The organism is Pigmentiphaga sp. MLSB6-MA01 (assembly GCF_058793475.1).
The window spans coordinates 380,254-405,353 of the sequence record NZ_JBXAFV010000001.1 but is presented as its reverse complement, the minus strand read 5'-3'; the positions used below and the strand labels follow the sequence as shown (position 1 = coordinate 405,353).

Sequence of the window (25,100 nt, the reverse complement as noted above, 5' to 3'; positions counted from 1 at the left end):
CCTTTGCATGAATGAGCGCCGCGTCAGCCGTGCGACCGGTCGCCGGCCACGGCAACCGATTGCGCGCCCTGGCGCAGCAGGGATTGGTCGGATCCGATCACGAACCAGGTCACGCCTTGGGCGGCGAATTCGTCGCGCTCGGCGGCATTGGCCACGAACATCGCGGCGATCTTGCCGGCGGCCAGGGCCGCGCGGACGATGCGGGCGGTGGCTTCCAGCACGGCAGGGCTGCGCGAGCCTTCCTCGCCCATGGACAAGGCCAGGTCGGCGCGGCCCACGAACAGTCCGCCCACGCCGGGAACGGCGGCGATGCTTTCGACGTTGGCCAGGCCTTCGACGCTTTCGATCTGACACATCACCAGCGTCTGGTCGCCCGCCTCCTGGGCCTGCTTGTAGGTCATGGTCCCGTAGCCGGCCGCCCGCGGCGAGCTGGAAAAACCCCGCACCCCGCCCTTGTAGCGGGCGCGCGAGACGATCAGCTCCGCCTGCCCGGCGTCATCGACGTGCGGCACCACGATGCCGGCGGCGCCCAGGTCCAGCGTCGACAGGATGGTCGAAGCCTCGTAGTCGGCCACCCGCACGAAAAGCGGCAGCCGCGCGGCCCGTCCGGCCATCATCATCAAGTCCAGCGCCACCCGGTCGAACGGCGCGTGCTCGGCATCCAGCACCCCGAAGTCCAGCGCCGTCGTCCCCAGTATTTCCACCACGTGCGGCGACACCGTCTTGATGAACGTCCCGGCCTGCACCGACCGGCTGAAATCCCCAGATGAACCCGTCATCAACATTCCTTAAAAAAATTAAGAACTCCAAACCCCCGCCAGCCCGTTGGTTTCCAGGGCACAGCGGATCCGGCTTCGCCGGTCCGCCAGTGCCGCCCCCTGGGGGGCACGCGTAAGCGCGTAGGGGGGGTCAGATCGGCGGCGCTTGCAGCATCGGCCGATGGAAGATCTCGCCCAGCCCCGCGTAGTACGGTCCGCCCAGCCGGGCGATGGGCCGCATCGCCACGGCATCGATGTGCCGGCCGTTGAAGATGGCCTCGGACAGGTGGAAGGCCACCACTTCGCCGATGTAGAGCGTGTTCAGGCCCCGGCCCAGCGGCAGCACGTGTTCCAGCCGGCATTCCATCTGGATCGGCGTGGCGGGAATGCGCGGCGGCCGCACCACCGTGCTGGGCGCCAGCTCGATGCCCAGAGCCTGGGGCTCGCCGATCTCGGGCGGGTAGTCCGCGCCCGAGGCATGCATCAGCTCCAGCGTGGCCTCCGTGGCCACGTTCACCACGAACTCGCGCGTCTCGACGATGTTGCGCGCGGTGTCCTTGAGCTCGCCCTTGCGCGAGCCGATGTTCACCGCCAGCATCGGCGGGCTGTGCGCCACATAGTTGTACGAGCTGAACGGCGCGGCATTGACCCGCCCCGACTCGTCCTGCGTGGTGATCCACGCCACCGGCCGAGGCGCCACGCAGCCCACGATCAGCCGATAGGCCTCCTCGGTGCTCATGCCCTCGGTCTTCAACGTAACGAAACCGCTCATTCAAAACTCCATGGGGAGAACCCCCCACAAACCCGTGTCCCACAATTCAAGAAGAACACCCCGGCCCCAAGAAGAACACTCCAGACCGAGGATGCGGTGGATCCGGCTGCGCCGGTCCACCCGCATCGCCCCCCTGGGGGGCGCCCGAAGGGCGTAGGGGGGGCTCCAGTCCTTAGTCCAACTTTATGTTGGCGTCCTCGATGATCCGCTTCCACTTCGCGCTTTCGATCTTCATCAGCGAATCCAGCTGCTCGGGCGAACCGCCGCCCACGACCGCGCCGAACTGCTCGAGCTTGGCCCGGCCCTCGGGTGAGTTCAGCACGAGGTTGATCTCGCGGTTGAGCTTGTCGACGATGGGACGGGGCATGCCGGTGGGACCCGCCACGGCGAACCAGACCGAGGCCTCGACGTCGAAACCCTGCTCGATCGCGGTGGGCACCTCGGGCGTGCCGGGGAAGCGTTTCTTCGAGGTCACCGCCAGGCCGTTCATCTTGCCGCTCTGGATCTGCGGGATGAAGGCCGTGATGGGCGCGACGATGGCCTGGATGGAGCCGCCCAGCAGGTCGGTCATGGCCGGCGTGTCGCCCTTGTACGGGACGCCCAGGAAATCGGTCTTGGTGTTGTGGCGCAGCAATTCATAGGCCAGGTGGCCGATGGTGCCGTTGCCCGGGTTGCCGATGGAATACTTGCCGGGCGCGGCCTTGGCCAGCGCGATGAATTCCTTCAGGTTCTTGGCCGGGGTCTTGTCGGTGGACACGATCACCAGCGGAATTTCGCCCACCAGCACGATGGGGGTCAGGTCCTTGGCCGGATCGTACGGCATGGACTTGTACAGGTACTTGTTGTTGGCCAGCGGGCCCGAGGTCGTCAGCGTGAGCGTGTAGCCGTCCGGGGACGCCTTGGCGACCTGGTCGGTGCCGATGTTGCCGGCCGCGCCCGGACGGTTGTCGACGACGAATTGCTGGCCGAGTTTCTGGCCCAGCCGTTCGGCGATCAGGCGCGCGACCACGTCGGTGCTGCCGCCGGCCGGGAACGGCACGATCAGCCGCACCGGCCGGGTGGGCCACGACGCGGCGTCGTCCTTGGCATGGGCGGTGGTGGCGCCCAGTGCCAGGATGGCGGTGGCGCAAACGAGAAGTCGATGGTTCTTCATGGGGTCTCCGATCTGTCGTAATGATGAAGAAGGTTGCCGCACTCAGTGCGTGGAATCCGCGCGGTGCTGGTCGAGTTCTTCGAGGATGCCGGGCAGCCGCTGCTGCACGTTCTCGCGCAACTGGTGGTAGAGGCTGTTGCCGTGGGCGTCGATGCCCACCGTGGCGGGTCCCAGATCCTTGACGCGCAAGGTAACCAGGCGGAATTGCGAGATGTAGTCTTCCCAGTGCACGGACACGACCTCCTGGATCGCGCGCGCGAGCAGGGTGCAGCCGCCGCCCAGGAAGGACAGGTAGATGCAGCCCGTCTCACGCATGGCCTGGACGCTTTCTTCACCCAGGCCGCCCTTGCCGCCCACGATGCGCAGGCCGTAGGCGCGGATCAGCGTCGGCATGAGCGCGTCGTAGCGCGTGCTGGTGGTGGGGTTCATGTACAGCGCCTCGTAACCGGAGGGCGTGTCGCTTTCGCGGTTGTACGAACTCAGGTGCAGGAAGGCGCCGCCGTGCACGTCCACCGGCAGCGGCTTGCCCTCGCTGGCGTAGGCCACCATGCGCTGGTGGGTGGGCAGGCCGATGGTGACGACGATGTCGCCGGTCAGGTAGACCAGGTCGCCGGCCTGGACGCGGGCGATGTCGTCCGCGCTTGCCGGCAGGGTCAGGCGATGGGTATTCACGATGCTCGTCTCCGTTCTGGCTATTCCAGGCGCTCGACCGTGCCGTCCTGGTAGATGCGGGCACAGGTGCGCCGGTTGATCCAGCAGTTGAAGGCCACGGCCACGGGCATGAAGCCGTGGCTGGCCGAGTAGTCGATGTGCACCGCCATGGCGGTGGTGTCTCCGCCCGTGCCCATGGGGCCGAAGCCGGTGTCGTTGATGGCCTTGAGCAGCCGTTGCTCCATGGCCGCCAGGATGGGTTCGGGGTTGGTCTGGCCGAAGGGCCGCAGCACGCATTCCTTGGCCATCTTGGCCGCGTAGTCGAAGGTGCCGCCTATGCCCACGCCCACGACGATGGGAGGACAGGGCTGCGATCCGGCCTTGAGCACGGTGTCGAGCACGTATTTCTCGATCGTCTCCAGCGACGGGTAGACGAAGGTTTCGATGGCTTCCCACCGGCCGGTGCCCATCGCCTTGGGCGCACAGACGATCTCCATGTAGTCGGCGCCGTCGATCATGTCGAAGGTGACCAGGGGCATGTTCTTGCCCTCGTAGCTGCGCTGCAGGGTCAGCGGATTGGTCACCATCTTCAGGATGGGCGGGTCGGCGCGCGCGACCAGGTCGGCGAAGCCGTCGACGATGGCCTGGCGGACGTTGCCTTCGAAGCTCACGCCCGTGCCCACGCGGATCATGTAGGTGGGTACCCCCACGTCCGAACAGACCAGGTGGCTTTCGGTCTCGGCGGCCTCGGCGCTTTCGAGCATGATGCGCAGCGTCTGCTTGCCGAGCTGGACCGTTTCGCGCTGCTGCGCCTGGGCGAGCACCCTCTTGGTGTCGTCCGGGACTTTCTTCAGGGACCACTCATACAGGGACGAGGTGACCGATCTGATGGTTTCGCTGGAAATGGACATCGCATACCGCCGTGCGCCGGCTCTCCGTGCTTACGCTAGGATGGCAGGATGCGGCGTGGGCGGCCGCGGTTCAAGCGATGTTTTGGTGTTTTTCGCCTATAGAAAAGTTGAGAGGACGAAACCGGCTCAACCGGGATACAGCCCCAGGGTCTGGGCGCGCATGCGCGCCAGCGCATAGACGGTGTCCAGGGTGGGGGTGGGGAACTGCGCCGCGGCCGCGGTCTCGACCAGCGCGCCCAGGATGCTGTCGATCTCCACCGGCCGTCCTGCTTCCACGTCCTGCAGCATCGAGGTCTTGATGTGGCCCAGGCCCCGGGTGAAGGCGATGCGGCCGCGCGACTCGACCTGGGCCGGCAACCCGAGCCGGGTGCCCAGCGCCAGCGCCTCGTCCATCATGGCCACGAACCTGCCATGCAGGCGCGGGTCGTCGATCATGTCGTCGGTATAGGCACCCGTCAGCAGGCTGGCCGGGTTGAAGCAGGCATTGCCCAGCAGCTTGGTCCAGATGTCCGCGCGCACGTTCTCGCTGGCTGGCGCATCGAAGCCCGCTTGCGTGAACAGCGCGGCCACGGCGCTGGCGCGTTCGCTGGTCCCGCCCTTCGGCTCGCCCAGCACGATGCGGTTGCCCGAGGCATGCCGGGTCAGGCCGGGCTCGGGCGTGGAGGCCGAGGCGAAGACCACGGCGCCCAGCACCTGGTCCACGGGCAGGCTGGCTTCGATGCTCCCGTCCGGGTCGACGCTGCGCAGCCGCGTGCCGCCCAGCGGCAGGCCGGCGTCCAGGAAGAACCACCAGGGGATGCCGTTCAACGCCGGGATCACGACCGTGTCGGCGCCGACCAGGGGGCGGATGGCCCGTGCGACGTCCGGCAGGGCGGGCGCCTTGACGGTGATGACGACGACGTCTTGCGGGCCCAGTGCCTGGGCGTCGTCGCTGGCCCGGACCGGCGAGGCGACGAGCTTGCCCGCGGAGTCGAGCCGCTGGCCGTGCTCGCGCAATGCTTCCAGGGTGCGGCCACGGGCCAGCAGGGAAACGTCGTTGCCTGCCTGGGCCAGGCGTCCGGCGACAAAGCCGCCTATCGCGCCGGCGCCGACGATGCAGATGCGGGGGTGATCGGTCATGGTCTTCCTCTTCCTTGGGGATGCGGTCCGGCGCTGCGCACCGGTCGGACATGCGAGCGCCGGCATCTTACCCGAGGCGGCCCGGGGCGCCTTCGTTTGCCCAGGGGGGGCCGGGCGTTCCCTCCGGACTTCCGGCACAATGGAAGCTTGCAGTGTTGGAAATTCACGATATCTGGATGAACGTATTCGACTCCGTATCGGCCCGGGCACAGGTCGATCCGCCTCCCGACTCTCCCCGGCTGCGTATTGCCGGCCATGATTGCGGCTGGGTGGCTCCGGACGTGCCGCACTGGCTGGCCGCCTTCCCGGACGAAGTGCTGATCGAACCCGGCGTGGTCCATCTGTTGCCCGAACTGGCCGGCGCATCGGCCGCGGGCGCGCGGTCCCAGGCCGTCAGCGCGCTGCTGGCCCGCATCGCCACGGCTCTTTTCGAAGCCGGCCGGCTCAATGGCTGGCGCAACGAACTGCTGGACGTGGTGGCCGACGACGGCACGGTGCTGGGCGTCATCGAGCGGGCGTCGGTGCGGCCGCTGGGCCTTGCCACCCATGCCGTCCACTTGAATGCCTGGACCGACAGCGGGCAATTGTGGATCGCCCAGCGGTCGTTCACCAAGACGACCGATCCGGGCATGTGGGACACCTTGGTTGGCGGCCTGGTCAGCGCCGCCGAAACGCCAGAGTCGGCCTTGCTCCGGGAAAGCTGGGAGGAAGCCGGGCTGTTGCCCCACCATCTGAAGGATGGCCGGCGCAGCGGCCAGTTCACCGTGCGCCGGGTCCTGCCCGAGGGCTACCAGGTCGAGCATGTGACCGTGGTCGATACCGTGCTGGGGCCCGAGGTGGTGCCGGAGAACCAGGATGGCGAAGTGGCCGCCCTGCGCACGGTGTCGCCGGAAGAGGTGCTGGAAATGGTGGCCGATGGCGTGTTCACGCTGGAAGCCGCGTTGTCCATGAAGGCCAGCCTGGGCGCGTTCGCGCCGGCATCGCTGGTCGTGACTCCGGCCGAATCCGCCCGCGTCAGCCTTTGACCGGGGCCAAGGCCTGGCGCGCCTGCCGCCAGGCCGAGACGGCCGCCCGCGCCGGCTCGGACATCGCCGCTTCGTCCAGCACGGGCAGGTGATGCATGATCATGGCGGCATACGGCCCGGCCAGCGCCGAGGCTTCCATGCACAGCACGCACGCTTCGCTCGTCGAGGGCTTGCGCGCGCGCCAGAAATTGATCGCGTCCTCGAGTTCGGTCAGGGTGATTTCCATGCGGACCATTCTGGCAGACTTTGCCGGCCCGGGGCGGAAACATTCGGTCAGTTCCGATACAGAAAGCGCGAGATTCGGCTGCGCCGCGAAACAACCTGGAAGGTGTCTTGGCAGTAACTTACGTGAATCTTACGAGCGGAGTGATGCCATGTTTTCCGGTCCTTCTTCCGGTCCCCGATCGCCTGTCGATGCCGCGTTCGCGCGCGCGCATCGCTCCATGCGGGGTGCCGTCGCGCTGCACCCGCTGGTGGCCGCAGCGGCCATCAGCGTCATCGTCCTGGCCGCGGTTGGCGTGGGTGTCCTGACCGGACTGCTGCCCTCGCCGCTTGCCAAATCGGCGCCGTCGCAGCAAGTGGCCGAGGCTTCCGCCCCGGCTGGCGGGCGCGATTTCGGCAAGGCCTTGGCGTATCAACCGGCGCCCGCGAAGCCGGTGGCGCCCGAACGCGTGGCGCCGCCGGCCCCGGCCCGTACCGCCAGCCGCCCCGCACCGGCCTACCGCGAGCCGGCGCGGCCGGTCGCGGCCACCTGCGGCAATTGCGGAACGGTCGAAAGCGTGCGCGCCTTGCAGGTCCAGGGCCAGGGAACGGGCCTGGGGGCGGTGGGCGGTGGAGTCGTGGGCGGCGTGGTCGGCAACCAGTTCGGCGGCGGTAGCGGCCGCACCGCGCTGACCGTGCTGGGCGCGCTCGGCGGCGCCTACGCGGGCAACGAGGTCGAGAAGCGCGTACGCAGCTCGACGCAGTACGAGATGACGGTCAGGATGGAGGATGGCAGCATGCGCACCTTCCACAGCGCCTCGGCCTATCCGTGGCGCAGCGGCGATCCGGTGCGCGTGGTGAACGGCTCGGTCGTGTCCCGCAACGGCGGCGACTCCCAGGCGATGCGGGTCGGCGGCTACAACTGAACGGCAGGGCCGGGCGGCGCGGCCGTCCGGCCCCCTGCCCGCCGCTAGGCTTTCTCTTTCTTCTTCTTGCGCCGCTTCAGCGCCAGCATCGTGCCCCGGCACGTCTCGGCGCCACACAGGCACTGATAATTCTTCTTCAACGTCGGCGTGATGCGCTCGTCGATGACCAGGCCGTAGTCATAATTGAGTTCGTCGCCGCGGTCGATGGGATGTTGCGAGACGATGAAGACGCGGCCGTCGTCCGTTTCTTCGGCTTCGCAGTTGGGTTCGCAGGCGTGGTTGATCCAGCGCGCATCGTTGCCCTGGCTGCCGCCGTCGATCACCTTGCCGCTTTCCAGCGCGAAGAAGAAGGTGTGGTACGGATCCTCGGGATTGACGGGATGGCGGCGGTCGGCCTCGGCCGCGCTGATGCGTTCGCCCGTGTATTCGATGACGCGGGTGCCGGCCGGGATCTTGCGGGCCGCGAACACGCCGGTACCGTGCACCCGCGAGCGGCGCACGATGTACCAGGGCTTGCCGCCGGGGCCGGGGTCGACGTCCACGCGATCCTCGGCGGGCTGTTCGACAACAGGAGACTTGCGCGCCCGTGGGGGCGTTTTCTTCTTGGTCATTAGGCTGTGGCTCAGCTGGAGGTCTTCGCGGCCGCCTTTTTGGCGGCTTTCTTCGCGGGGGCTTTCTTGGCGGCGGTCTTGCGTGCAGCGGTCTTCTTGGCTGCCGCCTTCTTGGCGGGAGCTTTCTTCGCCGGTGCCGTGGCAGCTTCGTCCTGGCCGGCGGCCGCCTTCTTCGCCGCTGTCTTCCTGGCCGCGGGCGCGTCCTCGCCCGCCTTGCCGCCCTTGGCGGGGCGGGGCTCGAACTCGAAGCCGATCTTGCCGTCGGGCTGCCGCACCAGGAAGGCCTTGAACTTGCGGTTGGTGCGGCTGGAGACGAAGTTCTGCAGCAGGTCGGTGCGCCCTTCGGCCAGCAGCTTGCCCATCTGCTCGGCCGTGATCTCCTGTTGCAGGATGACCTTGCCGGAACGGAAATCGCACGAACGTTGCGGTCCGACCGATTTCTCGCATATGAAGCTCATGCCGTGATCGAACACGTTCGAGCCGCATTTCGGGCACGGGCCCACCGGCGTCTGGCCGGAAAAGTCCACGGCTTCCGAGGCTTCTTCGTCGGCCTGGCCGAAGTCGAATTCCAGCTTGTAGTCGTCGGTGATGCGCAGGATGGCCGAGAAGGGCCGGCCCATCTTGCTGATGAAGCCGTTCAGCGGGCCGATCTCGCGCTTGGCCAGCAATTCCTCGACTTCCTGCTGCTCGAAGGTGCGCCCGCCGGGATGCTTGCTGATCGAGAAGTCGCAGGCGGTGCAGGCATAGCGCCGGTAGTTTTCCTTGACCACGGCGCCGCATTTCGGACATGGCGTGGTCAGGGTGGCGTAGTCGCCCGGCACCGTGTCGCGGTCGTATTCTTTCGCGCGCTTGACGATGACCTGGGTCATTTGCGCGATCTCGCGCATGAAGGCCTCGCGCGCCAACTGGCCGCGCTCGATCTGCGACAGCTTGTGCTCCCATTCGCCCGTCAGTTCAGGCGAGGTCAGCTCGTCCACGTCCAGGCCCGACAGCAGCGTCATCAACTGGCGCGCCTTGGCGGTCGGCACCAGGTCGCGGCCTTCGCGGCGCAGATAGACCTCGTTGATCAGCCCTTCGATGATGCCCGCGCGCGTGGCCGGCGTGCCCAGGCCGCGCGCCGACATGGCTTCGCGCAGCTCTTCGTCGTCGACCAGCTTGCCCGCGCCTTCCATGGCCGACAGCAGCGTCGCTTCCGTGTAGCGGGCGGGCGGTTTCGTGACCAGGCCCACGGCCTCGACTTCCTCGGTGCGGACCGGTTCGCCGGAGGCGACCGGCACCAGGTTGGCGTCCTCGCCCTGTGCATCGCGGCCGTAGACCGCCATCCAGCCCGGATTGATCAGGACCTTGCCCTCGGTCTTGAACTTGTGGCCGGCGACTTCCGTGATCCGGGTCGTGACCAGGAATTCGGCCGCCGGGAAAAATACCGCCAGGAAGCGCTTGACCACGAGGTCGTACAGTTTGGCCTCGGCCTCGCTCAATTCGCGCGGCGCCTGCAGCGTCGGGATGATGGCGAAGTGGTCCGACACCTTCTTGTTGTCGAACACGCGGCGGTTGGGCTTGACCCAGCCGCTGTCCAGGATCTTCAAAGCGAACGGCGCGTAGCCGGGCCGGTTGGCGGCCAGCGTCTGCATGGTCTGGCTCACCGTGCCCAGGTAGTCCTCGGGCAGGTAGCGCGAATCGGTACGGGGGTAGGTCAGCGCCTTGTGGCGTTCGTACAGGGTCTGGGCCAGCGCCAGCGTGGTCTTGGCCGAGAAGCCGAAGCGCGAGTTGGCCTCGCGCTGCAGCGTGGTCAGGTCGTACAGCAGTCCGGACAGCTGGGTGGACGGCTTCGATTCCTCGGTGACCGAGCCGGTGCGGTCGCGGCAGGCCGCCACCACCGATTCGGCCGCCGCCTTGCTCCACAGGCGCGATTCGCGCTTCTCGGGATCCTGCGGATCCTTGACGTGCTTGGGATCGAACCAGCGGCCTTCGTACAGGCCGGCGGCGGCGACGAACTGCGCGCGCACCTCCCAGTAGTCGCGCGGCACGAACTGGCGGATGCGCTCCTCGCGCTCGGACACGATGGCGAGCGTGGGGGTCTGCACCCGGCCCACCGTGGTCTTGAAGAAGCCGCCGTCCTTGCTGTTGAAGGCCGTCATGGCCCGCGTGCCGTTGATGCCCACCAGCCAGTCGGCCTCGGCGCGCGAGCGCGCCGCGGCTTCCAGCGGTTGCAGCGCGGAGTCGGAGCGCAGGTCGGCGAAAGCGTCGCGGATGGCCTGCTGGGTCATCGATTGCAGCCACAGGCGCCGGATGGGCTTGTTGGTCTTCGCGTACTGGGCGATGTAGCGGAAGATCAACTCGCCCTCGCGTCCCGCGTCGCAGGCGTTGATCAGCGCGTCCACGTCCTTGCGCTTGATCAGCCGCACCAGCAGGCGCAGCCGTTCTTCCGAGCGCTTGTCGGCCGGCCCCAGTTCGAACTCGGGCGGAATCACCGGCAGATGGGTGAAGCTCCACTTGCCCTTGACCGGATCGTTGGGCGCCACGAGGGTGAGCAGGTGCCCGACGCTGGACGAGAGCACATAGTCGTCGCTTTCGAAATAATCGCCTTCGCGCTTGAACCCGCCCAGCGCGCGGGAAATGTCCAGCGCGACCGAAGGTTTCTCGGCGATGATCAGAGTTTTGCCCATTGACTTCCAGTTGACGGAGCCGACGCGAACAAATAGCGCGTCAAAGCGCCGGATGATACGGGGGGATTTTTAAGCAACGCAAGTCGGGCCTGTGCCACCCAGGCCGAAAAATGCTCCCCCTGCGCCCTTCGGGCGCCCAGAATGGTGGGCCCCCAGCCGCTACGCGGCAGCCCCCAAGGGGGCCGGGATCCGCCTTGGGGCGGCCCGGCGCCGGGTCCCGTGGGGCAACGCGGGTGGGCCGGCGGTGCCGGATCCACCGCATCCGGAGTCTAGTGGAAGTGTCTTGGTTTGTCGCGCCAGAGCTACGTGGCTGCTCTTAATGGAGCTGCCGGGCGCTGCCGTCTTCGAGCAGTTCTTCCAGGATCAGGTTGTCGATCTCGGTCTCCTGGCTCCAGAGCACCATCAGGACGATGATCTTGAGTTTTTCCAGGGGAACGGGCGCCTCGCCCAGGGCGAACGAGCGGTCGATCACGATTTCGCGCAGGGGGGACGACAGCACGCCGGCCGCTTCCAGGAAGGCGATGAAGCCGATCGCTTCCGAACCGAGCTGGCGATACTCGGCCTCGGCATAGATACGGCAGCCGCTACTGGGAACAAGGGCGAGATCGACACAGCGATGAGTGGATTCGGCAAGCCCGGACAGCCAGGTCAGGGCGTCGTCGATTTCATCGTCTTCGAAGCCGGCGGCGGCAAGTTTGCGCGCCAGCGTTTCCGGGTCCGGGCACGCTTCCGGCGTGTAGTAGTTCTCGAAGAGGTAGACGAGAATATCGAACATAAGTCAGCGTGTAAGGCTGGATCCACTGTACGCTGAATTGCATCCCTAGGCAAATGGCCCGGCATTTGCTGCTCATGCGTTGTGCGTGCGGTACACAAGGGTATTCAGCGCCTGGCCGCGACCTGGTAGCGGCCGCCATCCAGCCGGGTAATCCGTCCCTGCAATTCCAGTTCGAGCAGCCTGTCCTGCAGTGCCGGGACCGCGAGGCCGGTGCGCGCGGCCAGCGCATCCAGGTGGATGGGGCCGTAGCCCATGCCGGCCAGCAGGGGGTCCCGCGGGAGCGGGGGGGCCGGTGCCGGCTGGCGGGATGCGGCCGGGCCCAGCAGTTCGTCCAGGATGTCCTGCGCCGATTCCACCAGCTTGGCACCCTGCCGGATCAGCGCGTGACAGCCGCGCGACAGCGGCGAATGGATGGAGCCCGGAATGGCGAACACCTCGCGGCCGGCTTCGGCGGCCAGCCGGGCGGTGATGAGCGAACCGCTGCGGGCCGCCGCCTCGGCCACCAGCGTGCCCCGTGCCAGGCCTGCCACCAGCCGGTTGCGCCGGGGGAACTGGTGAGGCAGCGCCGGCAGGCCCAGCGGGAACTCGGAAACGATGGCGCCCTGCGCGGCGATCCGCTCGGCCAGCTTCCTGTTCCGTGGCGGATAGACCACGTCGACGCCCGTTCCCACGACCGCGACCGTGCCGCCCGCATCGGCGCCGGCTTCGAGCGCGCCTTCGTGCGCGGCGGCATCGATGCCCAGCGCCAGCCCGCTGACGATGCACCAGCCCTGCCGCGCCAGGTGCCGCGCATAGGCGCGCGCGTTGGCCAGGCCGTCGGGGGTGGCGTTGCGCGCGCCGACGATGGCGATGGCGTCGGGCGACAGCCGGGCCGGATCGCCGGCCACGTACAGCAGCGGGGGCGGATCGTGGATGTCGAGCAGCGTCCGGGGGTAGGCGGCGTCGGCCAGGGTCAGGAGGTGGTGGCCGGGATGCTCGGCCCAGCGCAGCGTGCGTTCGAGGGCGGCCAGTTGCCCCGGGGACGGCGGGCGGGCCAGTTGCCCGGCCAGCGGCGGCGGCAACCAGGCCGCCAGATCGTCGCGGGACAGGCGGTACAACTGCTGGGGCAACCCGACCGCCCGCAGCAGTTCGCGCGCGGTGACCGGCCCGATGCCGGGTTCGAGGGTGAGCCGCAGCCAGGCGGACAGTTCTTCCGGTGTGTGGGCGAGGGGCATGCCGCCATCTAAACACGGCGGGCGAGGCATCGCGGGTTCAGGCAGGACACCGATATCCTGCCCGCCGGAGGCGCCGGGAAGCTGTGGTATCTTGCCCCTTGGACTCCGGCCAGCCGGCCCCATATTCTTTGATAGGCGCCCCACGCTGGGGACAACGGCATCACGATCATGGCATTGCTACCCATTCTTCACTATCCCGACGCAAGGCTGCACAAGAAAGCCAAGCCGGTGGGCGTGGTCGACGACCGCATCCGCCGCATCGTCCGCGACATGGCCGAGACCATGTACGCGGCGCCGGGGATAGGGCTGGCCGCCACCCAGGTCGATATCCATGAGCGCATCGTGGTCATCGACGTTTCCGAGCACAGCGACGACCTGCTCGTCCTGATCAACCCGGTCATTACCTGGAAGAGCGAGGAAACCCAGGTCTACGAGGAAGGCTGCCTGTCGGTGCCGGGCATCTACGACGAAGTCCAGCGTTCCGCCCGTATCAGGGTCGAAGCCACCAACGAACAGGGCGAACGCTACGAACTCGACGCCGAAGGCATCCTGGCCGTCTGCGTACAGCACGAACTCGATCACCTCGAAGGCAAGGTGTTCGTCGAATACCTCTCTCCCCTCAAGCAAAGCCGCATCAAGACCAAGCTGCGCAAACTGGAAAAAGTCTAGAGGGGAGGCTAAACGCGTAGGGGGGTACTCGAGATGCATCTGGTCTTTGCCGGTACGCCGGAATTCGCAAAAATCGCCCTGCGGGCCCTCATCGAGGCCGGGCATACGATCGCCCTGGTGCTGACACAGCCGGACCGGCCGGCCGGACGCGGGCTCAAACTGACGCCCAGTCCGGTGAAGGCGGCGGCGCTGGAGGCGGGGGCGCCGGTGCTGCAGCCGCGCAGCCTGCGGCTGGACGGCAAGTATCCCGACGAGGCGGCCCAGGCGCACGAGGCCCTGCGCGCGGCACGGGCCGACGCGATGATCGTGGCCGCCTACGGCCTGATCCTGCCCCAGGGGGTACTGGACATCCCGCGGCTGGGCTGCCTGAACATCCATGCCAGCCTGCTGCCGCGCTGGCGCGGCGCCGCGCCCATCCAGCGCGCCATCGAGGCGGGCGACGCGCAGACGGGAATCACCATCATGCAGATGGACGCGGGCCTGGATACGGGCGACATGCTGCTCGAAGGCGCGCTGCCCATCGGGGCGGGCCAGACCGCCGGCGATCTGCACGACCGCCTGGCCGTGCTGGGCGGGGAGTTGATCGTGCAGGCCCTGGCACGACTGGAGGCAGGCGGCCTGCCGGCCACGCCGCAGCCCGCCGAGGGCGTGACCTACGCCGCCAAGCTGGACAAGGCCGAGGCGGCGCTCGATTGTTCGCGGCCCGCCGCCGAACTGGCGCGCCGCATCCTGGCCTTCAATCCGGTCCCGGGGGCCACCGTGCGGTTGCCCGGCCTGGCCGACCCGGTCAAGGCCTGGCGCGCCGAGGCGCTGGACGAGGCATCGCAGGCCAGCCCGGGAACCGTCGTGCGCGCGGGCGCGGCGGGGGTGGACCTGGCCACCGGCCAGGGGGTCCTGCGCCTGACCGAATTGCAGAAGGCGGGCGGCAAGCGCCAGCCGGCCGATGTCTTCGTGCGGGGCTGGAACCCCGATCTTTCCTGATGGCGCCGCCAGCCACCGGGCCCGTGTCGGCCCCCTTGTCCGACGTGCTGCTGGCCGCCGCGCGCGCGGTGCAGGGCGTGCTGGGGGGCGTTTCCCTGACCGATGCGCTGTCGCGCGTTGCCGCGCCGCTGCGGCCGGCGGCCCAGGCGCTGTCCTTCCACGCGATGCGTCAACTGGGGCGCGCGCGCGCGGTCAAGCAGGCGCTGATTCCCCGCAAGCCGGCCGATCCGCTGCTGGACGCGCTGCTGCTGACGGCATTCTCGCTGCTGGTGGCGGACGAAGCCGAGGCCGCCGCGGCCGGTGTCAGCTACGCGCCCCACACCGTGGTGGACCAGGCCGTGCGGGCCGCCGCCGGCCAGCGTCCGCTCGCGCCGTTCAAGGGCCTGGTCAACGGCAGCCTGCGGCGTTTCCTGCGCGAGCGCGAGAGCGTGCTGGAAGCCGCCGGCCGCCGCCCCGAGGCCGTCTGGAACCATCCGGAGTGGTGGGTGCGGCGCCTGCGCATCGACTATCCCGATCATTGGCAATCGCTGCTGCGCGCCGCCAACCGGCCGCCTGCCATGGTCCTGCGCGTCAATCGCCGCCGTACCAGCCGCGAGGCGCTGGTCGAGGCCTTGCACGCCGCCGGCGTCGAGGCCTTGCCGGTGGGCGAGGCGGGGCTCGCGCTGGCCCAGCCGCGGCCGGTGCAACAGTTGCCGGGCTTTGCCGAGGGCTGGTGGTCGGTCCAGGATGCCGCCGCGCAGCTGGCGGCACCGCTGCTCCAGGTGAAGGACGGCATGCGGGTGCTCGACGCCTGCGCCGCGCCGGGCGGCAAGACGGCGCATCTGCTGGAACTGGCGGATCTCGACCTGCTGGCGCTGGACGTCGATGCCGGCAGGCTGGAGCGGGTGGATGCCAACCTGGCGCGGCTGGGGCTGTCCGCGCGCACGCAGGCCGCCGACGTGGCAGATCTGGACGCCTGGTGGGACGGGCGGCTCTTCGATGCGGTGCTGGCCGACGTGCCCTGTACCGCATCGGGCATCGTCCGGCGCCATCCCGACATCCGCTGGCTGCGGCGCGAGGGCGACGTGGCCAATACCGCCGCGCTCCAGGCCCGGATTGCCGATGCCTTGTGGCAGGTGGTGGCGCCCGGTGGTAAATTGCTCTATGCAACCTGCTCGATTTTCCCCGCGGAGGGAGCCAGGCAAGCCGAGGCTTTCCAGCTCAGGCATCCCGATGCGGCGCGGCTGCCTGCGCCTGGGCAACTGCTTACGCAGGCGGAGCCTGATCGGCCGGCCGAGCAGCACGATGGTTTTTTCTACGCGTTGTTTGCCAAGGTTTGATCATTCTCCGACTTCATCGCGTCCTGATCCTGCCGGTCGTTGCCCTGATGTTGCTGTGGGGCGGCCAAGCCCCGGCATCCGAGCCAGCCGTCCAGTCCGTGACGGTGACCGAACGCGGCCGTGATCTGCTCCTGAGCGCCGATGTCCTGCTGAATCTGAACAACCAGCTCGAAGATGCCGTCGCGCGCGGGCTGCCGCTTTATTTCTCGGTCGAGGTCGAGATCCGCCGGCCCCGCTGGTATTGGTTCGACGAAGTGGTGTTGTCCTCTAACCAGACGTGGCGGATCGTCTACAACCCGCTGACGCGCCAGTGGCGCGTGCATTCCGGCAATCTCGCGCTGCCCGTGGGGTCGCTGGTCGAAGCCCTGTCGGTCGTGCGCCACGTGCGCAACTGGCGCATCGGCGACCGCGACGCGCTGAGCCCGGACACGCGCTACCAGGGCCGGCTGCGCGTGCGTTTCGATATTTCCCAGCTTTCCAAGCCGTTCCAGGTCAACGCCTTGAACAGCAGCGACTGGTCGCTCGCGACGCCATGGACGGAGTTCAACGTGCGCCTGAGCGGCGAACCGCCGCCGCCGTCCGGTTCCGGCGCGCCGCCGCCCGCCGCCGCCCAGCCGGGACTGCCGCCGCCGCCCCTGCCGCCTCCCGCCGGCCCCGCTCCGTCCGCACCCATGCAGTCCGTTCCTGCCCAGCCGGCGTCGCCGGCTTCGCCCATCGTGCCTTCCAACGGCGCCCCCGCCGGCGGCCACGGCCTGGTCCTGCCAGGTGGTTCGCCCCATGCGGCCCCCGGGGGGCTGGGCCTGACTCCTCCCACGGAGTCCCAATGATGCGAACCCGCCGCGTACGTATCCTGAATCGCTTCCTGCGCGTCCTCCTTGGCATGGGGGGAGTGAGCGCCCTGCTGCTGCTGTTCCTGCTTGCGTGGTCCACCGGCAACTCGTCCCGCCTGGAACAACAGTACGGCCTGTTGCTCGGGCTCAACGCCATCATCGCCCTGGCGCTGTTCGCCTGGGTGGTCGCGCTGACGGTCCGGCTGCTGGGGCAATTGCGGCGCGGGCAGTTCGGCGCCCGGCTCACCTCCCGGTTTGCGCTGGCTTTCGCGCTGGTGGGGGTGGTGCCCGGGGTGCTGATCTACATGCTGTCGGTGCAGTTCCTGTCGCGGTCCATCGAGTCGTGGTTCAACGTGCGGGTGGACACCGCGCTCGAATCCGGCCTGAATCTCGGCCGGGCGGCGCTGGATTCGCAGCTCCAGGAGATGAACGCCAAGGCGCGCACCATGTCGATCGAACTGGGCGACAACCAGGAAGCGAACGTGGCGCTGTCGCTGACCCGGCTGCGCGAGCAGGTCGGCGTCCAGGACGCCATGGTGTTCACATCCAGCGGCCGGGTCATCGCCTGGTCCACCAATTCCTACGGTTCGCTGGTGCCCGAGACGCCGACGCCGCAGGTGCTGCGGCAACTGAAGATCGCGCGCTCCTACGCTGCCGCCGAGGCCAACAGTACCGCCAGCCCGACCACGGTGGACGGCGTGCAGGGGCCGCTGGGCACGACCCGCGACACGTCCACCGGCGGCGCCCTGCGCCTGCGGGTGATCGTGCCGATCGCCCCCGTGGGCGGTTTCGAGCTGCCCGGGGTGCTGCCGGCCGAGTCGCGTTACCTGCAGCTTCTGCAAGGGGTGCCGGAACAGATCGCCAGCAACGCCGAGGAGGTCCAGAGCGGCTACCGCGACTACCAGGAGCTGTCGCTGTCGCGGCTGGGGCTGCGCAAGCTGTACGGCATCACGCTGACCCTGGCGCTGCTGCTGGCGGTGTTCGCGGCGATCGCGGCGGCGTTCTCGCTGTCGTCCCGCATGGTGCGGCCGCTGCTGCGCCTGGCCGAGGGCACGCAGGCGGTGGGGGTGGGCGACTACCGGCCGATCCCGGAGCCGCCCCAGAGCGACGAGCTGGGCCAGTTGACCCGGTCGTTCAATGCCATGACCCGCCAATTGGACGAGGCGCGCCGCATGGTCGAGAGCAACCGGCGCCAGCTCGAACGCAGCAACGTCTACCTGGAAAGCATCCTGTCGAACCTGTCGTCGGGCGTGCTGGTGTTCGACGAGGCCTTCCGCGTCGCCACCGTGAACCGCGGCGCCCAGCAGATCCTGCGGGTGGACCTGCGCGCGGTCACGGGACGGCCGCTGGAAACCATAGACGGACTGACCGCTTTCGCGCAGACCATCCGCACGGCATTCGCCGAGCACGCGGCGGCCGGCACCGGGCGCCAGTACTGGCAGCAGCAGTTCGAGATTGTCCGGCGGCCGGCGGCCACCGGGTCGGACGCGGCGCGCGGCGAAGGTAACAATTCGGATCCCACCGGGGACGACAATACGATTACCCTGCTGGCGCGAGGATCACACCTGCCGGTGGCGGGAGCGAGTGGGGGCTACGTGGTGGTGTTCGACGACATTACCGAAGTCATTTCCGCCAACCGCGCCGTCGCCTGGGGCGAGGTCGCGCGGCGGCTGGCGCACGAGATCAAGAACCCCCTGACGCCGATCCAGCTGTCGGCCGAGCGGATCGCCATCAAGCTGGCCGACAAGCTCGCGCAGCCCGACGCCGACATGCTCAAGCGCTCGACCACCACCATCATCAACCAGGTCAGTTCCATGCAGCGCATGGTGGACGACTTCCGCGAGTACGCCAGGACGCCGCCGGCCCAGCACCAGTTGCTGGACCTGAACGAACTGGTGGCCGAGGTCCTGACCCTGTACGGATGGGATACGGCCGGCGGCGTGCTGAAGGCCGGCACCGGCAATGTCGCGCTGTCGGTCGATCTGGAGCCGGCGCTGCCGCGCGTGCGCGGCGATGCCACCCAACTGCGCCAGGTGATCCACAACCTGATCGCCAATGCGCGCGATGCCATCGAAGAAAAGGCCAAGGAAGCGGCCCGCCAGGCGGGAGACGGGGCGCCGGCCGGGCCCACGTCCAGCGACCGCATCTCGGTCGGCACGCGTCTCATCCAGACGCGGTTGCCCGACGGCCGCGAGCACGCCTCCATCAAATTCATGGTGACCGATTCGGGCACCGGCTTCGCCGCCCGCATCCTGCAACGCGCCTTCGAGCCCTACATTACGACCAAGGCGCGGGGGACGGGGCTGGGGCTGGCCATCGTCAAGAAGATCGTCGAAGAGCACGGAGGCAGAATTGATCTTGCCAACCGGCCCGAAGGAGGCGCAATGGTCTCTATACTATTCACTCGGCTTGCCGGGGGTACGGACGTTGCGCACGACGCCGCGCGTTTTTCCGAGACTGCGGGGGCGCAGTCCGCGTAACAGAGGTTGCTAAAGATATGGCCAGAATTTTGGTGGTTGACGACGAGGTCGGCATCCGCGAACTCCTGTCGGAAATTCTTTACGACGAAGGGCATACGGTCGATCTGGCCGAAAATGCCGCGGCGGCACGCGCGCTGCGTGCCGCCAATCGTCCCGACGTGGTTCTGCTCGATATCTGGATGCCCGATACCGATGGCGTGACGCTGCTCAAGGAATGGGCGGCGCAGGACCTGCTCGACATGCCCGTCATCATGATGAGCGGCCACGCGACCATCGATACCGCGGTCGAGGCGACACGCATCGGCGCCATCGATTTCCTGGAAAAGCCCATCACCATGACGCGCCTGCTCAAGACCATCGCCGGCGCGCTGGAGCGGGGCCGGGCGGGCGGCAAGCCGGCCGCGCCGCAAGCCTCCGTGCGGCCCGCCATGCCGGGCTACGCGCCGTCGCCGCCCTCGGCCGGCGACGGCATGCGTCCGCCTGCCCCCGGGCCCGCGCCGGCCGTCGATCGCTCGGCGGGCACCGTTGCCATGCATGATAGCCAGCCACGTTCGCCGCTGCTCACCCTCTCGCTCGACCTGCCGCTGCGTGAAGCGCGCGACGCGTTCGAGCGGGTGTACTTCGAGCACCATCTGGCGCGCGAGGGCGGCAGCATGACCCGCGTGGCCGACAAGACGGGGTTGGAGCGCACCCATCTGTACCGCAAACTGAAACAGCTTGGAATCGAACTCTCGCGTAAACGAGGCGTATGAAAATCCTGATACTCGGCGCTGGCCAGGTGGGGACCAGCGTGGCCGAGAACCTGGTATCCGAGCACAACGACATTACCGTCATCGATACCGACGGCGCGCGCCTGTCCGTGTTGCAGGACAGGCTGGACCTGCGCGGGCTGGTAGGCAACGGCACCCACGTGTCGACCCTGCAGGAGGCCGGCGCGGCGGACGCCGATCTTTTCATTTCCTGCGCGACGTCGGACGAAAGCAACCTGGTCGCCTGCAAGATCGCCAAGAAGGTGTTCAACGTGCCGCGCTGCATCGCGCGCGTGCGTTCGTCCGAATTCCTCGACCACGAGGAACTGATGGCCGAGGACGGGTTCGACGTCGATCACCTGATCTGCCCCGAACGCAGCGTGACCAGCTATATCGAGAAACTGGTCGAGATCCCGGAGGCCCTGCAGGTGGTCGAGTTCGCGGGTGGCCGTGTCTGCGCGGTGACCGTGCGCGCGGCCGCCGGCAGTCCCCTGGCGGACCAGCCCATCCAGACCCTGCGGGAACGCCTGCCGGGCGCCGAGGTCCGCATCATCGCGATATTCCGCAACAACCGGCTGGTGCCGCCCGAGGGCGACACCCGCATCGAGCCGGGCGACGAGGTCCTGTTCCTGGCCAACACCCGCCACGTGCGCCAGATCATCCGCGAGCTGCGCGAGAGCGACAAGCGCGTCAAGCGGGTCATGATCGCCGGCGGCGGCAACATCGGCCTGCGGCTGGCCCGCGGCATCAGCGACCAGTGCGACGTCAAGGTCATCGAGCGCAACCGCCGGCGCTGCGAGTTCCTTGCCACCCAGCTCCCCAGCCGTTCCCTGACCCTGAACGGCGACGCCACCGACGAGAACCTGCTGGCGGACGAGAATGTCGCCGAGATGGACCTGTTCCTGGCGCTGACCAGCGATGACGAGGACAACATCATGTCGTCGCTGCTGGCCAAGCGCATGGGGGCCCGCCGGGTGATCGCGCTGATCGGGCGCAAGAGCTACGGCGAACTGATGGAGGGCGGGCGCATCGACATCGCCATTTCGCCGTCCGAGGCCACCATCGGCGAACTGCTGCGCTACGTGCGGCGCGGCGACGTGGTTGCCGTCCACCGCCTGCGGCACGGCGTCACCGAGGCCCTGGAGGCCATCGCCCATGGCGACGCCAAGTCCTCGAAGGTCGTGGGCCGCCGGATCGAGGACATCGGCCTGCCCCAGGGCGCCACCATCGGCGCCGTGGTGCGGCAGGATGAAGTGCTGATGGCGCACCACGACACCGTCATCGAATCGGACGACCATGTCATCGTTTTCGTGGCGCACCAGCGGCTGATCGCGCAAGTGGAAAAGCTGTTCCAGGTCTCGGCGACTTTCTTCTGATCCTTCCGGCCCCGCTGCATGCGCAAACTGCTTCCGGTCCTGCACGTCCTCGGACTCGTCATCGCCTTGTTCTCGATGACCATGGCGATTCCGCTGGCGACGTCCTTCATCTTTTCCGATGGAGCGCGGGACGCGTTCATCCGCGCCATGGTCGTCGGCCTGATCGCCGGCCTGCTGCTGTGCCTGGCGACGCGCAGCCAGCGGCGCGAGTTGACGCCGCGCGACGGCTTCCTGCTGGTGTCGCTGGTCTGGAGCGTGCTGGCGCTGATCGCCACTTTGCCGCTGCTGTTCTACTACCACCAGATCGGCGCGCCGCTGTCCATGACCGACGCCTATTTCGAGGCCATGTCCGGCCTCACGACGACGGGCGCCACGGTGCTGTCGGGGCTGGACAACCTGCCGCCGTCGATCAACGTCTGGCGCTGCACCCTGGTCTGGATAGGCGGCATGGGCATCCTGGTGCTGGCGGTGGCCATCCTGCCCATGCTGGGCGCCGGCGGCAGCCAGCTGTTCCGGGCCGAGACGCCCGGCCCGATGAAGGACGAGAAGCTCACGCCGCGCATCACCGGCACGGCCAAGGGCCTGTATGCCATCTACATGCTGATCTCGGCCCTGTGCCTGCTGGCCTACCGGATGGCGGGCATGAACTGGTACGAGGCCTATTGCCACATGGCCTCGACCATCGGCCTGGGCGGCTTCTCGACCCGCGACGCGAGCTTCGCGGCGTTCGACTCGCCGGCCATCGAGATGGTCGCCGTGGTGTTCATGACCATCGCCGGCATCAGCTTCACCCTGCACTTCCAGGCGTTCCGGCGCCGCAGCCTGGGGCCCTACTGGCGCAGTACCGAGGCCAAGGCCTACCTGGCGGTCCTGGCCATCTCGGTCGCGGCCATCACCGCGCTCCTGCTGCAGCGGGGGAACTACGATTCGGTCTGGACCGCCCTGCGTTTCGCGTTGTTCAACACGGTGTCGGTGGCGACCACCACCGGCTTCGTCAGCACGGACTACTCGACCTGGCCTATCTTCGCTCCGGTGTGGATGCTGGTGCTTTCCTGCTTCGCCACCTGCGCGGGCTCCACCGGCGGGGGCATCAAGATGATCCGCGTGGTGATCCTGGTCAAGCAGGCGCGCCGGGAGCTTATCCACATCCTGCACCCGCGCGCCATCAACCCGGTGCACATCGGCGGCCTGCCGGTGCCCAACCGGGTCGTGTTCTCGGTAATGGCCTTCATGCTGCTGTACTGGGCCTCGCTGATGGCGCTGACCATGGCCATGCTGTATACGGGCCTGGATCCGGTGACGGCCTTCACCGCCGTCCTGGCCAGCCTCAGCAACACCGGCCCTGGCCTGGCGGAGGTCGGTCCGGCGGGTACCTTCGCCGTGCTGACCGATGCCCAGACCTGGATCTGCACCTTTGCCATGCTGATCGGACGCTTGGAATTGTTTGCTGTGCTTGTCCTCTTTACCCGGGCATTCTGGCGGAAATGAAGCCCGTTCCCGTTGTGATATTGGTTGGTGCTCACTTGCGTGCTGGGCGAAGCCTGGCCTTGGAGGGCGCGAGGCAGCATCTGGAAGAAGGCCTTCAGGCGGTGATCGTCGAGGGGGGGCCGGGAACTTTGTCCGCCCCGCCGGGGGTCGAATTGGTACAGCTGGCTCCGGGGTGCGTCTGTTGCGTGGGGCAGCTACCGTTGCGGGTGACCGTGGCGCGGCTGCTCAGGCAATCCCGGCCGGCCCGGCTGTGGATAGAAGTCAGCGCGGCCCAGCACGTCGCCGAGTTGCGCAGGCAGTTGAATGGACCAGGTTTTGCAGGAGCGGTGAAGCTGTACGAGGGTTAGCCCGGTATCGAGCATGGTGTAGCCGATAGGCGGTATCAATCCGGTCGGCCCTCTTGATTTCCAAACGCAGGCACCAACTTAATGAACAGGTGGTCGGTCAGACCCCTGTCTCCAGGAGCCAGACCATGGAAATGATCTACAACAGCCCCAACTACGTCGTGGTGGAGTTCGCCCAGCTCGATGGCGCCTCCGCGGGGGGATTCGAAATCGTCGACAAGCAGGCACGCCGCGAGATCTACATCGCGGGTGAATCGGCCGAGCAGTTCCGCACCCAGGTGCGGGAGCTGATCGCCACCGAGCCTTCGATGGAAGACGTGGACGAATTTCTCAGCCAGTTCGACGTCTACATGCACCATCCTGTCACCTTGCATTGATCCTGCCGGACCGGCGCTCTGCGCCGGTTTGGAGGTAAGTGCATACTCTCAAACGATGGGGCTATAATGGCCCCTGTCATCGCGTCGGCAGGCGCGGCATTCTTACGACATCTCCAACCCGCCTGCCTCGCTCTCTTCGCCCGTTCCCAGGCCGGCCGGGCGTTTCAGGCGGGTTTCTCCCGCACCCCCGCGGTTTTGCTGATTTGTTAGTGGATGCTTACTCCTGGATCCCGGTTTTTCGGGCTTCTGTCTAGGGGAAACACTTAAAATCTGCCAATTTTCCGGAATCTGTCATCAATCAGCGGCTAAACTCGCCCAACGATTCCATCACGTGATGCTGCCCCGACGCTCCGCGCGTCCGGCGTCGCCCCCCGGGTAGATGACTCACCCCGGCCACCTTTCCAAAGGAGACCCCGATGCAGTCCATCGCATTCACGGCATCCGCGCCCCACACGCTGGGCATCGAGCTCGAGCTCCAGATCGTCGATCCGCAAACCTTCGACCTGCGGGGTGCCGCCGAAGAACTGCTTGCCCAGATCGCCAACCATCCCTACGCGGACCGGGTCAAACCCGAGATCACCCGGTCCATGATCGAACTGAATTCATCGGTGCACACCGATCCGACCCGTTTGCTGGAAGAGATGCGGGAGATGCGCGACCTGCTGGTCGAGGCCGCCGACGCCGTTGGCGTGCGCGTGGCCGGCGGCGGTACCCACGCGTTCATGCGCTGGCATGACCGGACCATCTTCGATTCGCCTCGTTTCCAATACCTGTCCGAGATGTACGGCTACCTGGCGCGCCAGTTCACCGTGTTCGGCCAGCACATCCACCTGGGCGTGCCCAGCGGCGATACGGCGATCGCCATGACTCAGAAGCTGTCGCCCTATGTGCCGCACTTCATCGCGATGTCGGCCTCGTCGCCCTACTTCGAGGGGGTCGACACCCAGTTCGCGTGCAGCCGCCTCAACGCCCTGAACGCCTTTCCCATGTGCGGGCACCTGCCCCCGGAGGTCCTGGACTGGCACGGCTTCGAAGCCTACTTCGCCCAGTTGCAGACCTCGGGCCTGATCGAAAGCATCAAGGACCTGTACTGGGACGTGCGGCCCAAACCCGAATTCGGCACCGTCGAGATCCGCGTCTGCGACACCCCGCTCACCGTCGAGAAGGCGTGCCAGCTGGCGGCCTTTGCGCAGGCGCTGGGCATGGTCCTGGCCGACGAACCCATGCCGGGGGCCGATGCGTGGATGGCCTACCGGACCAACCGTTTCCAGGCCACCCGCTTCGGGCTGCATGGCAACTACGTCGACCCCGCCCATGGCCGTATCCGCCTGAGCGAACACCTGCGCATGACTTTCGACCGGTTGATGCCCGTGGCGCGCGGCCTGGGCACGTCGGACCTGCTGGAGGCCCTGCGCGACGAGGTCCTCACGAACGGCGGCGATTGCAACTGGTTGCGGGCCCAGTACAACCGCGGCGAGGAAATCGCCGAGGTGGTCGAAGCGGCGGTGGGCGCGTGGCGCGGGGAAGCCCCGGCCCAGGGCGAGCCGCGCCTGCCCGACATGCCGGCGCGCCGGCGGGTGCGGGCCAGTTCCGAGCCCATCCTGAACCTGGACGGCATGAAGCCGTTCGCGTTCAAGCGGCTGGGGGGCCGTCTGCACTGATCCGGCCAGGCCGCTTTCCCGTGCGCGGCGCGGTCACTCTCGTT

General features: G+C 67.8%; 24 protein-coding genes. 13 read left to right on the top strand and 11 right to left on the bottom strand.

The features are described 5' to 3' along the window. Nucleotides 1-23: 23 nt before the first annotated feature. The 6 genes from AC1Q6E_RS02035 to AC1Q6E_RS02010 form a co-directional block, all read right to left on the bottom strand. Nucleotides 24-779 (bottom strand): HpcH/HpaI aldolase family protein, encoded by a 756-nt coding sequence (locus tag AC1Q6E_RS02035; protein ID WP_296557911.1) that lies wholly within the window; start codon nt 777-779, stop codon nt 24-26. 130 nt (nt 780-909) lie between these two features. Then, nucleotides 910-1,530 carry a flavin reductase family protein gene (locus AC1Q6E_RS02030; protein WP_130356452.1) on the bottom strand — a complete coding sequence of 207 codons (621 nt, stop codon included), beginning with the start codon at nt 1,528-1,530 and terminating at the stop codon, nt 910-912. A gap of 172 nt (nt 1,531-1,702) precedes the next feature. Then, nucleotides 1,703-2,683, bottom strand: a complete 981-nt coding sequence (locus tag AC1Q6E_RS02025) for a Bug family tripartite tricarboxylate transporter substrate binding protein (RefSeq protein ID WP_152797860.1) — start codon at nt 2,681-2,683, stop codon at nt 1,703-1,705. 42 nt (nt 2,684-2,725) lie between these two features. Further along, on the bottom strand, nt 2,726-3,355 hold the full coding sequence (locus AC1Q6E_RS02020; RefSeq protein ID WP_492572103.1) for a fumarate hydratase C-terminal domain-containing protein: 630 nt from the start codon (nt 3,353-3,355) through the stop codon (nt 2,726-2,728). 20 nt (nt 3,356-3,375) lie between these two features. Next, a complete protein-coding gene (locus AC1Q6E_RS02015; protein WP_152797859.1) occupies nt 3,376-4,245 on the bottom strand; it encodes a fumarate hydratase in 870 nt (289 codons plus the stop codon). A 126-nt stretch (nt 4,246-4,371) separates the two neighbouring features. After that, nucleotides 4,372-5,364 (bottom strand): 2-dehydropantoate 2-reductase, encoded by a 993-nt coding sequence (locus tag AC1Q6E_RS02010; protein WP_152797858.1) that lies wholly within the window; start codon nt 5,362-5,364, stop codon nt 4,372-4,374. Nucleotides 5,365-5,540: 176 nt separating this feature from the next. Between AC1Q6E_RS02010 and AC1Q6E_RS02005 the strand changes: the two genes are divergently transcribed. Further along, the gene (locus AC1Q6E_RS02005) at nt 5,541-6,389 is read left to right on the top strand and encodes an NUDIX hydrolase (protein WP_152797857.1); all 849 of its coding nucleotides are present in this window, start codon (nt 5,541-5,543) and stop codon (nt 6,387-6,389) included. Here AC1Q6E_RS02005 and AC1Q6E_RS02000 read toward each other — a convergent pair. Further along, on the bottom strand, nt 6,379-6,615 hold the full coding sequence (locus AC1Q6E_RS02000) for a DUF3717 domain-containing protein (RefSeq protein ID WP_296557924.1): 237 nt from the start codon (nt 6,613-6,615) through the stop codon (nt 6,379-6,381). The genes AC1Q6E_RS02005 and AC1Q6E_RS02000 overlap by 11 nt on opposite strands. Nucleotides 6,616-6,763: 148 nt before the next feature. Here AC1Q6E_RS02000 and AC1Q6E_RS01995 point away from each other — a divergent pair, with 148 nt between their 5' ends. Beyond that, nucleotides 6,764-7,516 carry an outer membrane lipoprotein gene (locus AC1Q6E_RS01995; RefSeq protein WP_492572102.1) on the top strand — a complete coding sequence of 251 codons (753 nt, stop codon included), beginning with the start codon at nt 6,764-6,766 and terminating at the stop codon, nt 7,514-7,516. A gap of 44 nt (nt 7,517-7,560) precedes the next feature. Here the strand turns inward: AC1Q6E_RS01995 and AC1Q6E_RS01990 are convergent, their stop codons facing one another. From AC1Q6E_RS01990 to dprA, 4 genes are all read right to left on the bottom strand, one after another. Further along, nucleotides 7,561-8,127, bottom strand: coding sequence for an SET domain-containing protein (locus AC1Q6E_RS01990; protein WP_152797828.1), 567 nt, complete (start codon nt 8,125-8,127; stop codon nt 7,561-7,563). Nucleotides 8,128-8,138: 11 nt separating this feature from the next. Next, nucleotides 8,139-10,793 (bottom strand): DNA topoisomerase III, encoded by a 2,655-nt coding sequence (locus AC1Q6E_RS01985; protein WP_152797829.1) that lies wholly within the window; start codon nt 10,791-10,793, stop codon nt 8,139-8,141. A gap of 316 nt (nt 10,794-11,109) precedes the next feature. Continuing rightward, nucleotides 11,110-11,568 (bottom strand): Smg family protein, encoded by a 459-nt coding sequence (locus AC1Q6E_RS01980; protein ID WP_152797830.1) that lies wholly within the window; start codon nt 11,566-11,568, stop codon nt 11,110-11,112. A gap of 104 nt (nt 11,569-11,672) precedes the next feature. Next, on the bottom strand, nt 11,673-12,782 hold the full coding sequence (dprA, locus tag AC1Q6E_RS01975; RefSeq protein WP_492572101.1) for a DNA-processing protein DprA: 1,110 nt from the start codon (nt 12,780-12,782) through the stop codon (nt 11,673-11,675). A gap of 168 nt (nt 12,783-12,950) precedes the next feature. Between dprA and def the strand changes: the two genes are divergently transcribed. From def to AC1Q6E_RS01920, 11 genes are all read left to right on the top strand, one after another. Further along, nucleotides 12,951-13,451: a peptide deformylase gene (gene def, locus AC1Q6E_RS01970; RefSeq protein ID WP_152797832.1), complete on the top strand. Its 501-nt coding sequence runs from the start codon at nt 12,951-12,953 to the stop codon at nt 13,449-13,451. 33 nt (nt 13,452-13,484) lie between these two features. After that, nucleotides 13,485-14,432, top strand: a complete 948-nt coding sequence (gene fmt / locus AC1Q6E_RS01965; RefSeq protein WP_296557934.1) for a methionyl-tRNA formyltransferase — start codon at nt 13,485-13,487, stop codon at nt 14,430-14,432. Continuing rightward, nucleotides 14,429-15,751 carry a 16S rRNA (cytosine(967)-C(5))-methyltransferase RsmB gene (gene rsmB, locus AC1Q6E_RS01960; protein WP_492572191.1) on the top strand — a complete coding sequence of 441 codons (1,323 nt, stop codon included), beginning with the start codon at nt 14,429-14,431 and terminating at the stop codon, nt 15,749-15,751. Before fmt ends, rsmB begins: the two co-directional genes overlap by 4 nt. Beyond that, nucleotides 15,748-16,578 carry a DUF4390 domain-containing protein gene (locus AC1Q6E_RS01955; protein WP_492572100.1) on the top strand — a complete coding sequence of 277 codons (831 nt, stop codon included), beginning with the start codon at nt 15,748-15,750 and terminating at the stop codon, nt 16,576-16,578. The genes rsmB and AC1Q6E_RS01955 overlap by 4 nt, the downstream gene beginning before the upstream one ends. Before the next feature lie 23 nt (nt 16,579-16,601). Next, the gene (locus AC1Q6E_RS01950; protein ID WP_152798918.1) at nt 16,602-19,061 is read left to right on the top strand and encodes a sensor histidine kinase; all 2,460 of its coding nucleotides are present in this window, start codon (nt 16,602-16,604) and stop codon (nt 19,059-19,061) included. 17 nt (nt 19,062-19,078) lie between these two features. After that, nucleotides 19,079-19,813, top strand: coding sequence for a response regulator (locus AC1Q6E_RS01945; protein WP_152798118.1), 735 nt, complete (start codon nt 19,079-19,081; stop codon nt 19,811-19,813). Then, nucleotides 19,810-21,186, top strand: coding sequence for a Trk system potassium transporter TrkA (gene trkA, locus AC1Q6E_RS01940; RefSeq protein ID WP_152798119.1), 1,377 nt, complete (start codon nt 19,810-19,812; stop codon nt 21,184-21,186). The genes AC1Q6E_RS01945 and trkA overlap by 4 nt, the downstream gene beginning before the upstream one ends. An 18-nt stretch (nt 21,187-21,204) precedes the next feature. Then, a complete protein-coding gene (locus tag AC1Q6E_RS01935; RefSeq protein WP_152798120.1) occupies nt 21,205-22,674 on the top strand; it encodes a TrkH family potassium uptake protein in 1,470 nt (489 codons plus the stop codon). Nucleotides 22,675-22,859: 185 nt separating this feature from the next. After that, entirely contained in the window at nt 22,860-23,021 is a 162-nt protein-coding gene (locus tag AC1Q6E_RS01930; protein WP_296557941.1) for a hypothetical protein, read from the top strand. Between the two features lie 125 nt (nt 23,022-23,146). Continuing rightward, the gene (locus tag AC1Q6E_RS01925; RefSeq protein ID WP_152798121.1) at nt 23,147-23,395 is read left to right on the top strand and encodes a BTH_I0359 family protein; all 249 of its coding nucleotides are present in this window, start codon (nt 23,147-23,149) and stop codon (nt 23,393-23,395) included. A gap of 416 nt (nt 23,396-23,811) precedes the next feature. Next, nucleotides 23,812-25,056, top strand: a complete 1,245-nt coding sequence (locus AC1Q6E_RS01920) for a YbdK family carboxylate-amine ligase (protein WP_152798122.1) — start codon at nt 23,812-23,814, stop codon at nt 25,054-25,056. The last annotated feature ends 44 nt before the right edge of the window (nt 25,057-25,100 follow it).